Raw genomic sequence first — 15,147 nt, forward strand, 5'->3', positions numbered from 1 at the left:
TTCTAAACAGTCGAATCATTTTCTTAAAATATCTAATGTGTTTAAAAACTTTTGTGTTTTTTGTGGTTAAATTTAAAGTTGAAAAATGAAAATTAAAAATATACTCAAACTAAGCGTTCTCTGTTTTGCTTTCGGAAATCTCTCCGCGCAAAATCCTTGGCCTAAAGCAACCAATACCGCTCAACCGTGGACGCGTTGGTGGTGGATGGGAAGCGCTGTTGATGAAAAAGGGCTGGATAAGCAATTGACCACCCTTTCAAAAGCAGGTTTTGGAGGCGTTGAAATTGTCCCTATTTATGGTGCAAAAGGCTTTGAAAACCGATACCTCAATTATCTTTCTCCGGAATGGATGAAAATGCTTCAGTTTACGACAAATAAAGCAAAAAGCCTGAATATGGGAGTTGATATGGCGATCGGAACAGGCTGGCCAATTGGAGGACCGCAGGTCAATGAGCAGGATGCTGCAACGAAAATGATCGTTCAGACTTACACCATTCAGCCGAATGAAAAATTTTCAGAGAAAATTGTACTGAAAGATGAAAAACAGAAGAATTTAAAAACAATAAAACTTGATATTGTAACCGCATATAATGAAAAAAATGAGGCGGTTGTTGTAACCGATAAAATTTCTGATGACGGTTCACTTAATTGGAAGCCAGGTGCAGGAAAATGGACCATTTATGCTGTTTTTGTGGGTAAAACACTGCAAAAAGTAAAACGTGCCGCTCCGGGTGGAGAAGGTTTCACATTAGATCATTTCTCTCCCGATGCAACGAAGGATTATCTGAAAACTTTCGATACAGCCTTTGGAAATTCGAATTATGGTGTCCGTTCTTTCTTCAATGACAGCTATGAAGTTTATAATGCCGACTGGACTGCCGATTTTAAAGATGAATTTAAAAAGAGAAGAGGATATGATCTGAGTCCGTACATCAAATATCTGGTGAGTGATGAGGAAAATGAGATAACAGGAAGAATAAAATCAGATTACCGTGAAACCATGAGTGAACTGATTTTACATAATTTCACGGATAATTTTACAAACTGGGCACATTCCAAAAATTCAAAAAATACCAATCAGGCACACGGTTCACCGGGGAATTTATTAGATCTGTATGCAGCAGTTGACATTCCGGAATCCGAAACTTTTGGAAGCACAAAATTCGATATTCAGGGGTTGAAAAGAAATGTTGAAGACATCAATACAAAAGAAGTTCCTGATATCAATATGCTGAAATTTGCCTCTTCAGCAGCAAACATTACAGGAAAACCTTTGATTTCCAATGAATCTTTTACATGGTTGACAGAGCATTTCAAAACGTCTTGGTCACAGGTAAAACCTGAAGCAGAACAGATTTTCCTATCAGGAATCAATCATATTTTCTACCACGGAACAACGTATACTCCAGCTGATGTTCAGTTTCCGGGCTGGTTGTTTTATGCCTCGACCAATTTCGTTCCCGAAAACAGTTTATGGCCTAATATCAAAGGGTTGAATTCTTATATTGAACGTACACAAGCCGTTTTACAAAGCGGTAAATCTGATAATGAAATCCTGATGTACTGGCCGGTTTATGACCAATGGGCGAGTCCGAAAGGAAAAGATATGGCTTTCAAAATTCATAATATTGAAAAGTGGCTGCATCCGACCGTATTTTATGAAAACCTTGAAAAATTAGGAAAATCCGGTTATTCTCTGGATATGGTTTCAGATAAAATGATTGATGAGGCGAAGTCTGAAAATCAGACTATTCAGGTTTCAGAAAACGGAGGCTCTTATAAGGTTTTAATTATTCCACAATCTAAATATCTTCCTGAGTCTACTTTAAAAAGTATTCTGAATCTGGCTCAGAACGGAGCTTCAGTGATTTTTCAGTCTGAGCCGAAAGAAGTACCCGGATTTTTTGAGATGGAAAAAAGAAGAAGTGAATCACAATCTTTATGGAATCAAATTTCTTTTCAGCAAAATGGAAATTTAAAAACAGCAGTATTCGGAAAAGGCAAGATTATTTTAAGCTCTGATGTAGAAAAAGGTCTGGAATATTTAAAAATTGAAAGAGAAAAGTTAACCGACACCGGATTGAAATTTGTAAGAAGACAGTTTGATGGAGGAAAATATTATTACGTAGTCAATCACACTTCGAAAGAAATTAATCAGAATATTCCTTTGAATTTCATTGGAAAACAAGTTGCGCTAATGAATCCTGTAAATGGTGAATTTGGAATTGCTGAAATGAAGAGTAATTCAGTTAAAGTTCAACTGAAATCAGGTGAATCTTTAATTATAAAAGCTTCAGAAACCTCTGATAATTCTATTTCAAAATGGAAATATGTTGAAAAGACTGATGTTCCGGTTGTATTCAATCAACCTTGGCAACTGACTTTTAAAGAAGGTGGTCCTGAACTTCCAAAATCCAGAACGCTGAGTGCGCTTCAACCGTGGACAAATTTCACGGAAGATGCTCCAACACAGAGTTTCTCCGGGACCGGAGTGTATACGACTTCATTTAACCTAAAAAGTAATAAAGCAGATGATTTTGTTTTAAAATTTGATAAATTGTACGAAAGTGCAAAAGTAGTAGTCAACGGACAGGATGCTGGAATTGTGTGGAGTCTTCCGTTTGAAATCAACATAGGAAAATATTTGAAAAAAGGAAAAAATACCATTCAGATCGAAGTATCTAATTTGATGGCTAACAGAATCCGTTATATGGACCAGCATAAAATCGAATGGCGGAATTATCATGAAATCAATTTTGTAAATATTGATTATAAACCTTTCGATGCCTCTGACTGGAAAGTACAGCCTTCTGGTTTAGATGGCGAAATTCAATTGATTCCTGTATATTATTCAAAATAACATGTAAAATGAAAAATAAAATAGTAAAAATATTCGCATTAGGAAGCTTACTGGCATTTGGTTTTTCCAACGCGCAGAACAAACCGAAAGTTGTTTTAGACAATTTTTTCAACAATGAAAAAAGAGAAAATAAAGAAACTAAAGCACTGGAATCCTGGCATTATACCTGGAATGATACTACCAACGGAGGGTTTTCTTTGCTAGGTGAGATCTTTCAAAAACAAGGTGCAGAAATCAGTACTTTGACGACCGCTCCATCAAAAAATGATTTAAAAAAAGCCCACATCTACATCATCGTTGATGCGGATATTGATAAGGAAGCGTATGGAGGAAAAGCAAATCTGATCGACGCCAATTCTATCAAAAACCTTGTTAACTGGGTGAAAAAAGGAGGCGTTTTGGTTTTAATGAGCAATGATAACGGTAATTCTGAGTTTGAACATTTCAATAAACTGGCCGGAGAATTTGGGATTCATTTTAATGATGACAGTTACAACCGTGTTCAGAAAAGAGAATTTGAACAGGGAAAAGTGATGGTTCCTGCCGGAAATGAAGTTTTCTCTGAGCAAAAACTATACATGAAAGAAGTAAGCTCAATAAATGTGAAATCACCTGCAAAAGCTATCCTGACTGCAGAAGGTAAAAATATCGGAGCAATCGCAAAAGTGGGCAAAGGAACTGTTTTCGCATTAGGAGATCCTTGGTGCTACAATGAATATATTGACGGTAAAAAACTGCCTGCAGATTTCACCAATTATCAGGGAACTGAAGAATGGGTAAAATGGCTGTTGAAGCAGGTTAAATAAATTACAAATGTGCAATCGATTGAAATTGAATGATTGCAATTCAATTGGTTACATTTTATGATGACATAGGAAACGGAAGCGTTAAAAAATTTTAAGGAAATTCCGTTAAGAAATTTCCAGTGTTTGAGTGGCGGCAAAAAATGGTATTGGACAATCCAATCGTCTTTCCGCCCGAGTTTGGAAATTTTAGGAATTTATTTAAAATTTTAGCTGAGTTTCCAAGTCTTGAATTTTTGGTTCTTTTGTTTCAAGACAAAAAGAACAGATAATAAAAATGAAAAATAAAAGTCATTATGCTCACAAAAATTGAAAATTAGAATTATGAAAGTCAAATATATCTTCATTACCTCTGCCATTTTTCTTTCACAGGCTTTTTCTGCCCAAAGACAAATGGAGCATCTGAAAAGAGGAATCGTGGCTGTTCCTGCAAATTCAGGCGTTTTTGTGAGTTGGCGATTGCTGGGTACAGAACCGCAGAATACTCAGTTCGATCTGTACCGTACAGAAAATAATAAGACTAAAAAGCTGAACGAAAAGCCTTTGCTTAATGAAACTAATTTTTTAGATAAAACTGTGGATAAAGGCAAAAGCTATACGTATTTCGTCAAATCAAATACGAATGATCTATGGATAGATCAGGATGTTGCGGAATATGTTGCTAATCAGAAACCTTATTTTTCAATTCCTTTAAAAACACCTGCAGGATATTCACCCAATGATGCTTCCGTGGCGGATCTGGATGGTGATGGAGAATATGAAATCATTATTCATCAGACTGGAATGTCACACGATAACAGCCAAAAAGGAATAACTGATGAGCCGATTATTCAGGCTTATAAAATGAATGGAACATTTTTATGGGAAATTAATTTAGGCAAAAATATAAGAGAAGGAGCCCATTACACCCAGTTTTTAGTCTATGATCTGGATCAGGACGGGAAAGCCGAAATTGTAATGAAAACAGCCGATGGAAGCAAAGATGGAAAAGGAAAATATATAGGAGATCCAACCAAGAACTACGTTAATGAAAACGGGTTTATCCTTTCGGGACCGGAATATCTGACTGTTTTTGATGGGGAAACCGGAGCAGAAATCAATACTGTGAATTATGAAGTTCCGAGATTTGCAGGCAGCTTAAATCCGACTAATGAACAAATGACCGAAACATGGGGTGATGCAAAAGGAAACCGTATCGACCGATTTTTAGGAGCTGTTGCTTATCTGGATGGAAAAACGCCGAGCATTGTGATGTCCAGAGGATATTATACGAGAACGGCTATTGCAGCTTGGGATTATAAAAATAAAAAACTCAGTCTTCGTTGGTTGTTTGATACCGAAAGCTCAGAAGAAAATAAAAAATACAGAGGACAGGGAAATCATAATCTGAGCATTGCAGATGTAGATAATGACGGAAAAGATGAAATTATTTTCGGAGCCATGACAGTTGATGATGGCGGTAAAGTACTGAACAGTACAGGATATGGTCACGGTGATGCATTGCACGTAGGAGATCTTGATCCGTCAAATCCCGGATTGGAAATTTTTGATATTCAGGAAAGATTTGATGATGCAGGAGCGCATTTCAGGGATGCCAAAACAGGAAAAGTGCTGTGGAAATTACCTTCTTTGGAATACAGTTCGAAAAGTAAATTTCAAGGTCCTGGAAGAGGATTATCATTAAATATAGATCCCCGTTACGAAGGTTCTGAATGTTGGGCAGCAGGAGCAGGCGTGAAAGGACTTTACGACGCCAAAGGAAATAAAATCGGAGAAAAAACTCCAGCCTGTAATATGGGAATCTACTGGGACGGAGATTTTTTAAGCGAGATTTTGGACGGAACTGTGGTTTCAAAATGGGACTGGAAAAATGCAAAATCGGATGTTGTATTTGATGCAAAAGATTTTAAATGTGAATCTAATAACGGAACAAAGAAAAACCCGTCTTTAGTGGCAGATCTTTTCGGAGACTGGCGTGAAGAACTAATTTACAGAACAGCCGATAACCAGGAGCTTAGAATTTTCAGTTCTACTATTCCGACCAAACACAGACTGTATACGCTGATGCATAATCCTCAATACAGATTGAGCATTGTATGGCAAAATGTAGGCTATAATCAGCCTCCGCATACAGACTATTATCTGGATGAATCAGTAAAAGAAATTCCAAAGCTAAATATTTATACAGTAAATCCTAAAAAATAACTTATGAAAATTAAAATTATCATTCCGTTTGTGCTGTTGGTTGTATTTTTAGGAGTTTCCTTTCAAAAGCTCCAGGATAAACCAGTGCTGTACATAATCGGAGATTCTACGGTGCAGAACGGTTCCGGAAAAGGGGCGGATTCACTTTGGGGATGGGGAAGTTTTATGGATGTATATTTAAATACCAATAAAATTGAAATCCAAAATCATGCAAAAGGCGGAAGAAGCAGCCGTACTTTTTTAACAGAAGGGAGATGGGATTCCATTATGAAAACCATTAAAAAAGGAGATTATGTTTTGATGCAGTTTGGCCACAATGATGGGGGTGAATTGGCAGATACGTTGAGAGCGAGAGGAACGATTAAAGGAATCGGAGAAGAATCAAAAGATATTTATAATCCGATCCGAAAAGTGAATGAAACCGTGTATACGTATGGCTATTACATGAGAAAATATGCAAATGAGGCCAAAGAAAAAGGAGCAATACCAATCATTGTTTCCCCTATTCCGAGGAATGATTTTGATAAAAATGGTAAAATTCAACAAGACAAATATGGAGTTTGGGCTCATGAAGTTGCAGAGCAGACCGGAGCTTATTTTATCGATCTGAATGAAATGGTTATTGAAAAATATCAGAAAATGGGACCGGAGAAAGTGAAAGTATTCTTTCCAAAAGATCATACCCATACCAATAGAGAAGGAGCAATATTAAATGCAGAATTAGTAACAAAAGGAATCAAACAATTGAAAAATTGTGAACTGAAAAAATATATAAAATAAAATATTATGAGGAAACTATTAACGGCAAGCTTTTTTGCACTGATGATCGGGGGATTTTCTTCCTGTTCAGCACAAAAACAAAAAACAGCTCTTCCCAACAAAAAAGAAGTTCTGGAAGTTGCAGAACGTGCCAATCGTTATTTTATGAACAAATGGCCCGATCCGGGAAAAGAGATTGTAGGAAAAAAAGTATGGCCAAGTAATCTTTGGACACGTGCGGTTTATTATGAAGGTTTAATCGCTTTATACAAAGTAGATCCTAAAAAGGAATACTATAATTACGCGATGGATTGGTCACAGAAACACAACTGGGATTTGATGCGCGGAACGTATACCCGAAATGCAGATCATCAGGCTTGCGGACAGACTTATATTGATCTTTATGAGATTGATGGTAAAAAAAATCCTGAAAGAATTAAAGCGGTAAAAGCTTCGATGGACAGTATGATTGCCACTAAACAGGTTGATGATTGGTGGTGGATTGATGCTTTGCAAATGTCGATGCCTATTTTTACGAAACTGGGAAGAATCACAGGAGATCAGAAGTATTTTGACAGAAACTACGAAATGTATGCCTATACAAAATACAAACATGGCGGAAATGGTCTGTATAATGCAAAAGATAAATTGTGGTGGAGAGATAAGAGCTTTGTTCCTCCTTACAAAGAACCGAATGGGGAAGACTGCTATTGGAGTCGTGGTAACGGTTGGGTAGTGGCAGCTTTAGCACGTACCTTGGATGATACGCCAAAATCTGATCCTCACTACAAAGAATACTTACAGGATTATAAAGATCTGTTATCCACATTGCCTTCTCTTCAGAGAGAAGATGGTTTTTGGAATGTAAGTCTTCATGATCCTACAAATTTCGGTGGAAAAGAAATGACGGGAACCGCTTTGTTTGTATACGGAATGTCTTATGGAATGAACAAAGGGCTAATCGATAAAAAAACATATTTACCCGTTGTGATCAAAGCTTGGAATGCGATTGTAAAAGACTCTGTTCAGCCAAACGGATTTTTAGGATGGGTTCAGGGAACAGGAAAAGAACCGAAAGACGGTCAACCTTTAGCCATTGATAAAGTTCCGGATTTTGAAGATTATGGATTAGGATGTTTATTACTTGCGGCAAGCGAGGTTTATAAATTAAAATAAATTAAACGCTTTCAATTTTAATTATTAACAGGATAAGTTAATTCTAATCTGATTAGTAAATTAGGTCTATTGATAAGGCTTTGACTAAAATTAAACAAAGATTTTGGTTGAAGCCTTATTTTTTGTGTAATGATTTTATTTCTAAAGCTTAATTTTATGAGTCTAAGTCTATAAAATGGTGAAAAAGTTTAATAATATCATCTCCTGAAAAGTGGATGTATTGGACCTTTTTGTTTATTTTAATAAACGTGTATCAAATTGAGAATCTTTATATTAATATATCTGTGAATATTTAAATTCTTCAATGTTTACTTAAAATTAACGGAATTAATAAAAAATCTTAGTTTTATTACCGAAAAGAAAATAATAAAATCTTGTGCATGACACTACAAGATGCGCAATCGATTCCATAGTATTAATTTTCAAATTCAATCATAAGACAAAAGTATGAACGCATTATTAGGAGTTTTTTTCCATTTTTTAGGAGGATTTTCGTCGGGGAGTTTTTATTTACCCTATAAAAAAGTAAAAGGTTGGTCTTGGGAAACCTATTGGTTGATCGGAGGAATTGTTTCCTGGATTATTGTTCCGCCGCTGGCTGCTTTTATGACGATTCCAAACTTTTGGGAAATCATCCAGAATGAAAGCTCTTCAATATTAGGATTAACGTTCTTATTTGGTGCTTTATGGGGAATTGGAGGCTTCACATATGGTTTGGGCGTTCGATATTTGGGCGTTGCCTTGGGAAGCAGCATTATTTTGGGACTTTGCATGATATTTGGCTCGCTCGTTCCTTCTATTTATTACGAATTTTCTCCTCAAGAAGGAAAAGACAATATAGGTTTAATGTTTTCCAATTCATGGGGACAGTTTGTCTTATTAGGACTTTTGGTTTGTGTGGTAGGAATTATCATCAGTGGAAAAGCGGGAATGATGAAAGAAAAAGAATTGCAGACCGATTCTTTAGATCCTCATGGAACGGAAGTAAAAACAGAATATAAATTTGGATTAGGTTTATTAGTTTCCATTATTTCGGGTGTGCTAAGTGCTTGTTTTAATTTTGGACTGGAAGCAGGAAAGCCTATGGCAATTATTGCTAATGATCTATGGAAAGTTGCGAATCCGGGACAGGGTGAATTCCTTTTTCAAAATAACGTTACCTATGTTGTTGTACTTTGGGGCGGAATGGCGACAAACCTGATTGGTTGCCTTTACCTTTCATTTAAAAATAAATCTTACACAGATTATAAGAAAAAGAATGTCCCTGTTTTAGCTAATATTATCTTTTGTGCATTAGCAGGAACCATGTGGTTTTTACAGTTTTTCTTCTACGGAATGGGAGAAAGTAAAATGGGGAATGGTCCAAGTTCATGGATTTTACACATGGCATTTATCATTTTGATTGCTAATTTATGGGGCGTTGTCATCAAAGAATGGAAAGGAGTTTCTAAAAAGACCATTTCCACTATTGTAATTGGGATGATCGTAATGTTTGTTTCTATATTAATTGTAGGATACGGAAACTCTTTGCGATAATATATCATGGAAAGAATTGCATTTAAAATGTTCCTCAATAAAGGTTTTGAAGCCGAATATAAAAAACGGCATGATGAGATATGGCCGGAGCTTACAAATCTTTTGAAAGACTCAGGAATTGCTAATTATTCTATTTTTTTAGATGAAGAAACCTTGGTTTTGTATGGTGTTTTAGATTGCCACAATGAAATAGAGTACCAGAATTTACCATTTCAACCTGTCATGCAAAAATGGTGGGAGTATATGAAAGATATTATGAAAACCAATGAAGATAGTTCTCCTGTAAGTATCCCTTTAAGAGAAGTATTTTACATGAAATAAAAAATCATAGTCAGTTAGTGTTTTTTAGAATTTATATTGACAATTGAAGACGATCATTTTTTTGATCGTCTTTTTTGGATCTTCAGTAACTCTTTTAGTTATTATTTAGTTAAAATATGATTAATATCATACTTTTAGAAAAGTTTAAAATTTTAAAAAATATCTGCTCTTTCAGAATTAAATTGATAATATTTTGAAAATTCAATGATAAAATATATAAAATTTTATGAAAAATTATGAATTTTATAATGCAGGATATTGCAGGATGCTAAAACATGAGCAACAATGTACTTTCGGAATGTAAATAAAAGTAAATAAAAATTAATATATGCTAATCAAAGTTAAACCTAAGAATTTTAAGCCGCTCATTGCACCGCTGTTTTTGTTGGCATCAGGTTTTATGTTCGGACAAAAAACCGTAAATGATACCATAAAAAAAGACAAAACTAAGGATATTGAGGAAGTAGTGTTGATTGGTTATGGAACAGTGAAAAAATCAGACTTAACAGGATCTGCATCGTCAGTATCTGCAAAAGATTTGGCAGCTACACCGGCAATGAATGCTTTACAAGCCTTACAGGGTAGAGCGGCTGGTTTGAATATTGTGACATCAGGTGGAGCCCCAGGAGCTGGAGCAAACGTAACTATTCGTGGTGGTGCTTCTATCACTCAAGGTACAGACCCATTATACATTGTAGATGGTTTTCAATTGGATAATGCTTTGAATATTATCAATCCTAATGATATTGAAAGTATTGATGTATTAAAAGGTGCTTCAGCCATTGCAATTTATGGTTCGCGTGGTTCTAATGGTATTATTGTAATCAAAACTAAAAGCGGTAAAAAAGGAAAAATTACGCTTAATTATAACTCTTTTATGAGTTTCGATATGCTTTCCAAGAAATTAGATATGCTTTCAAACTCAGAAGATTATGTAAAATATCAATATGAGCTAGCGCAACTCGGAGGAAAAACAGCGCAATGGAGTAATGTTTATGATAACAGCTTGGGAACAGATTCTCCGGGATTTTATACAGGGGTATATAGCAGGATTAACAACCGCTATGCATCCGCTCCTTCATTGGATTGGCAGGAAAAGGTATTTGGCGGTACAGGTTTGACCCAAAATCAAAACTTCAATATTTCCATGGGTAGCGAGAAAACCCAGGCATTCATCAGTTATAATTATAACAAGCAACAAGGTATTCTTGCGAATCACGATGAAACCCGTAACTCTTTGCGTGCCAATATAAAATCTGAACTTTATAAAGGAATAAGAGTAGATTTTGGATCAATGTTCACTTCCCAATCTGTAAATGGAGGAGGATCGTACGGTGGAATGAAGAAAGTGCTTCTACAGCCAATCAATGGTGGAACCAAATTTACATTAGATCAGTTATATAATACTCAAACCTATGGTGATTTCTCTGCTTTCGATTCAAATTACGATACGGAAAATCCTTATATAGAAAATAATGCTTCTACAAGTAACGCCCGTTCGCGCTCTTTTGTGGCTAATGTTGGTTTAGAAATAGATTTTCTGAAAAATTTCACACTCAGAACTGCAGGACAATATACTTGGAATAGTAGTAAATCCACTTCATTTTCTGATGCGAATTCCAGAGCATATCTTACAGATCCTGTAAACACAGGTATCAATGGAAGTATTGGAAACAGAGAGTCTTATAGTTATCAAATCACTAATACAGTGACTTATAATAAAACTTTTGCGGAAAAACATAAAATTACTGCTCTTGTCGGTACAGAAGCCACATATGGAACATCTGAAGGTAACAGCATAACACTTATCAAATTTCCATTGTTACCAAATTATGGACTGAATCAAATTGATAATGCTACTGTAAAAGACAAGAGTGTAAGTCCGGCAACGCCCGTAACGATGATTTCATACTTTGGACGTGTAAACTATAATTATGATGACCGTTATCTATTGACAGCTACAATACGTCGTGACGGAACTTCAAAATTTTATCAAGATTACCGATGGGGGAACTTCCCTTCTGTAGCTGCTGCTTGGCGTGTATCTCAAGAAGGATTCTGGAAAGATCATAAGATTAATAATATTGTCAACGATTTGAAATTCCGTATTGAATACGGGGAAACAGGAAATAATGATGTTCCAAGTAATCTGTGGAGAACCAATGTAGTATCTACAGACTATCCTTCGAATAATACAATAGGTAACCCTGCATTAGTAACCAGCACAACTTATGGTAATCAAAGTCTTCAGTGGGAAGCTATGAAAGCTACTAATATTGGAATAGATTTAGCATTTTTCAATAATAGAATAAAACTAACATCAGAATATTATAAAAATGATGTGACCAAAATGTTATTACTAACAGTACTTCCTGCTCATACTGGGTATTCAAACCAATATCAGAATATTGGAACCATGACTAATAAGGGGTATGAATTCACCCTTAACACAGTTAATTTAAAATCAGATAAATTCAGATGGACGACAGATGCTAATATCGGATTCAATAAGTCTAAAGTAACTTCTCTTGATAGCGGAAGGGATTCCAGACAATTCACTGTAGGAAGCAACAGAGGTGGTCAGGTAACTTATTATGCCACTGTAGGACAACAGCTAGGAGATATGTATGGTTATGTTTATCAGGGAATTTACACAACCGATGATTTTACTCAAGCTGCAAATGGTACATTGACGTTAAAACCGGGCGTTGTAAAACCGGCAACAGGAACTCCTAAACCTGGAGATATGAAATTTGCTGCAGATAATGAAGCTGGAGATCAGTTCACTAGAAAATTAGTGAAAATAGGAAATGGTACGCCTGACTTTATTGGGGGTATCAGTAATAATTTTTCTTACAAAGGTTTTGATTTGGCAATATTTATGAAATTCAGCGTTGGTGGAGATGTTTATAATGCTACCAAACAAAGTTTGAGCCCATATGCATTGTATCAGAATACAGCTTCCGAATTTGGAAATAATTATTATCATTTGATTGATCCTAATACAGGACAAGCAACTACCAATTTGACAAGATTAAAAGAACTTAATCCTAATGAAGGTTCAAGCCTTTGGAGCTTAAGCAATACAAATACTGCGAATATTACATATCCTTCATCGTATTATGTGGAAGATGGGTCTTATCTTAGAATTGCTCAGTTAACTCTTGGTTATAGCTTGAACAGAGAATTTTTAAATAAAATTTCAGTAACTAATGCACGTATTTATGTCACAGTTAATAATTTAGCTACGATTACTGGTTATTCTGGTTATGACCCTGAAGTTGCGGCAGCAAGCGGTGTTGCAATAACACCTGGATATGATAGTTCTTCCTATCCACGTTCAAGAAGCTATGTTCTTGGTATCAATTTAACTTTTTAATATTCAGATCATGAAAAATATATTTAATAAACGTACTTCAATAAAAAAAATACTGCTAGTTCCGGCTATTTTAATTACGTTACTTAGTGTTAGCTCATGCAGTAATGATTTTCTAGACCAGCCATCCCCTAATACATCTGATACACAATCGATATTTGAAAGTTTAGATACGGCAGATCTTTTTGTCCAAGGATGTTATAGAGGTATAGTTCCTACAGAAATGTTTTATCAATTAGGAGCGGGTGATACAGTAGTTCACTCTGCGGAAGATGGTACAACGAACAACTCTAAATACAATATTTGTAATTACTTCTATGATGCAAAAACACCTTATACACTTACAGGGGTTTATTCAGTAATGTATGCATCAATAGAGAGAACCAATATAGCAATTAGCGGTTTAAGCAAAATGCCTGTTAGTGCAAGGCGTAATGCATTATTAGCAGAAGTAAAAGCCATCCGTGCATTTTGTTACTATAATTTGATCCGAGTTTATGGAGATGTTCCTGCAGTTTGGATCCCATTAGTAGAGGCAGATCCTAATGATCCTAATACTTTATATCCAAAACGTTCGTCGCGTGATGGTATCTATGATCATATCATTGCTGATATGCAGGAATCAGTAAATGATCTACCAACTACCGGAACAAACGAGCGTTTGAAAAAAGCATCAGGTAATGCTTTGTTAGCAAGAATTGCTTTGTATGCAGCAGGTTACTCTCTAAGATGGGATCTTAATACTGGAGCAGCAGGAACAATGTCTCGTCGTCCGGATAATGCAAGAGTTCAGCAATTGTATCAAATTGCAGATGCAGCAGCTGCGGCTGTAATTAATGGAGGTACAAACAGTTTAGTACAGGCTCAAAGCGGTAAAAGTGGTTTTGAAGCATTATGGTTCAATTTCTGCCAAAGAAAATATGGAGTAAGTGATCCGGAAATACTTTGGCACATAGCGGAATACGGACCTAACACAAATTCATCCTTTGGTGTCTATGCTATGGAAGGGTCTCGTGGAGGTACATATGGTTCACGTAAAGCATTACAGTTTATTTTACCAAGTTATTATCTGTCATTTAATCCTGGTGATACGCGTAGAGATGTTTCTTGTACTTCATACAGTATTTACTTCTTAAACGCTGGTGCAGCAACAGATACTTGGGTGAATGTAGGAACTACATTCTCTTGTATCTTACCAGGTAAATTCAGAATGGGATGGGGTGTTGCTCCACAGGCTGCGGATGCTCGTAATCTAAACATTCCGATTATTAGATATGCAGATGTTTTATTAATGTATGCAGAAACTCAGAATTATTTAAATGGAGCACCTACGGCTCAGGCAACAGCGGCTTTACAACAAGTAAGAACTCGTGCGGGAATAGGCTCATTAGCAATTCCAACTGGTCAACAGGCATTTGAAAATGCTATTGTTCAGGAACGTAAATGGGAATTTGCAGGTGAATTTAATCTTCGTACAGATTTAATCAGAATGAATCGTATTGCCAGCGAAATTGAAGCTACAAAACTGGCAATGAAAAATTTATCAAACAAAACTGGAGCTTATGCAAATACTCCTGCTTTACGTCTGTATAAATTTGAAAAAAATGCACAGGTATATGGAGATCCGTTCTTAGCACTTAAATACATTGAAATAACAAGCCCGGCAGAAATTGCAATTGTTCAAAATGTTCCTACAGCTTCTACAGGTTACGCTGCCTATCAGACCGCTTTGGCAAACATAGTTACTGCACACGGACAAACGGTAGTTGCTGGTGATAAATGGTATCCTACTAAAATGTTTGAAGCTTATACAAGTACTTTTAACGGGAATGCAAGAAAGGCTGTAGGCTTTACAGGAGGTTTCAACGCAATTCAGGTCGGAGCAATTATATATACTAAACCAACAGGTTCTGCAGAAAACGGCGGAACATATCCAAACTGGATCGAAGGAGGAGGAGAAGGTCTTTTCTACGGATTTGTACCTAATAAAACAGAATTACTTCCTTTTGCATCTGCATCTGCAGGACATCCATTGGTGGATAATCCGAATCTGACTCAGCTTCCTGGATATTAATAAACAAACACTTAAAAATAATTTAAACATTAAGAGA

The 15,147-nt window shown here is 36.0% G+C and carries 9 protein-coding genes; all 9 read left to right on the forward strand.

The window, feature by feature from the left end; translation table 11 throughout:
• Positions 1 to 85: 85 nt before the first annotated feature.
• Positions 86 to 2,860: a glycosyl hydrolase gene (locus RM51_RS11280; protein WP_039369195.1), complete on the forward strand. Its 2,775-nt coding sequence runs from the start codon at positions 86 to 88 to the stop codon at positions 2,858 to 2,860.
• A gap of 8 nt (positions 2,861 to 2,868) precedes the next feature.
• Positions 2,869 to 3,666 carry a DUF4350 domain-containing protein gene (locus RM51_RS11285; protein WP_039369197.1) on the forward strand — a complete coding sequence of 266 codons (798 nt, stop codon included), beginning with the start codon at positions 2,869 to 2,871 and terminating at the stop codon, positions 3,664 to 3,666.
• Between the two features lie 321 nt (positions 3,667 to 3,987).
• The gene (locus RM51_RS11290) at positions 3,988 to 5,868 is read left to right on the forward strand and encodes a rhamnogalacturonan lyase (RefSeq protein WP_039369199.1); all 1,881 of its coding nucleotides are present in this window, start codon (positions 3,988 to 3,990) and stop codon (positions 5,866 to 5,868) included.
• 3 nt (positions 5,869 to 5,871) lie between these two features.
• Positions 5,872 to 6,648, forward strand: coding sequence for a rhamnogalacturonan acetylesterase (locus tag RM51_RS11295; RefSeq protein ID WP_039369200.1), 777 nt, complete (start codon positions 5,872 to 5,874; stop codon positions 6,646 to 6,648).
• 6 nt (positions 6,649 to 6,654) lie between these two features.
• Positions 6,655 to 7,803, forward strand: a complete 1,149-nt coding sequence (locus RM51_RS11300) for a glycoside hydrolase family 88/105 protein (protein WP_039369203.1) — start codon at positions 6,655 to 6,657, stop codon at positions 7,801 to 7,803.
• Between the two features lie 447 nt (positions 7,804 to 8,250).
• Complete coding sequence (gene rhaT / locus RM51_RS11305; RefSeq protein WP_039369204.1) at positions 8,251 to 9,339, forward strand: L-rhamnose/proton symporter RhaT; 1,089 nt, start codon at positions 8,251 to 8,253, stop codon at positions 9,337 to 9,339.
• A gap of 6 nt (positions 9,340 to 9,345) precedes the next feature.
• Complete coding sequence (gene rhaM / locus RM51_RS11310; protein ID WP_039369208.1) at positions 9,346 to 9,660, forward strand: L-rhamnose mutarotase; 315 nt, start codon at positions 9,346 to 9,348, stop codon at positions 9,658 to 9,660.
• 328 nt (positions 9,661 to 9,988) lie between these two features.
• Positions 9,989 to 13,039 (forward strand): SusC/RagA family TonB-linked outer membrane protein, encoded by a 3,051-nt coding sequence (locus RM51_RS11315; protein WP_039369211.1) that lies wholly within the window; start codon positions 9,989 to 9,991, stop codon positions 13,037 to 13,039.
• Positions 13,040 to 13,049: 10 nt separating this feature from the next.
• Complete coding sequence (locus RM51_RS11320) at positions 13,050 to 15,110, forward strand: RagB/SusD family nutrient uptake outer membrane protein (protein ID WP_117590347.1); 2,061 nt, start codon at positions 13,050 to 13,052, stop codon at positions 15,108 to 15,110.
• Positions 15,111 to 15,147 lie beyond the last annotated feature (37 nt).

It is taken from the genome of Chryseobacterium taiwanense, assembly GCF_000813825.1.
Classification (GTDB): Bacteria; Bacteroidota; Bacteroidia; order Flavobacteriales; family Weeksellaceae; genus Chryseobacterium; species Chryseobacterium taiwanense.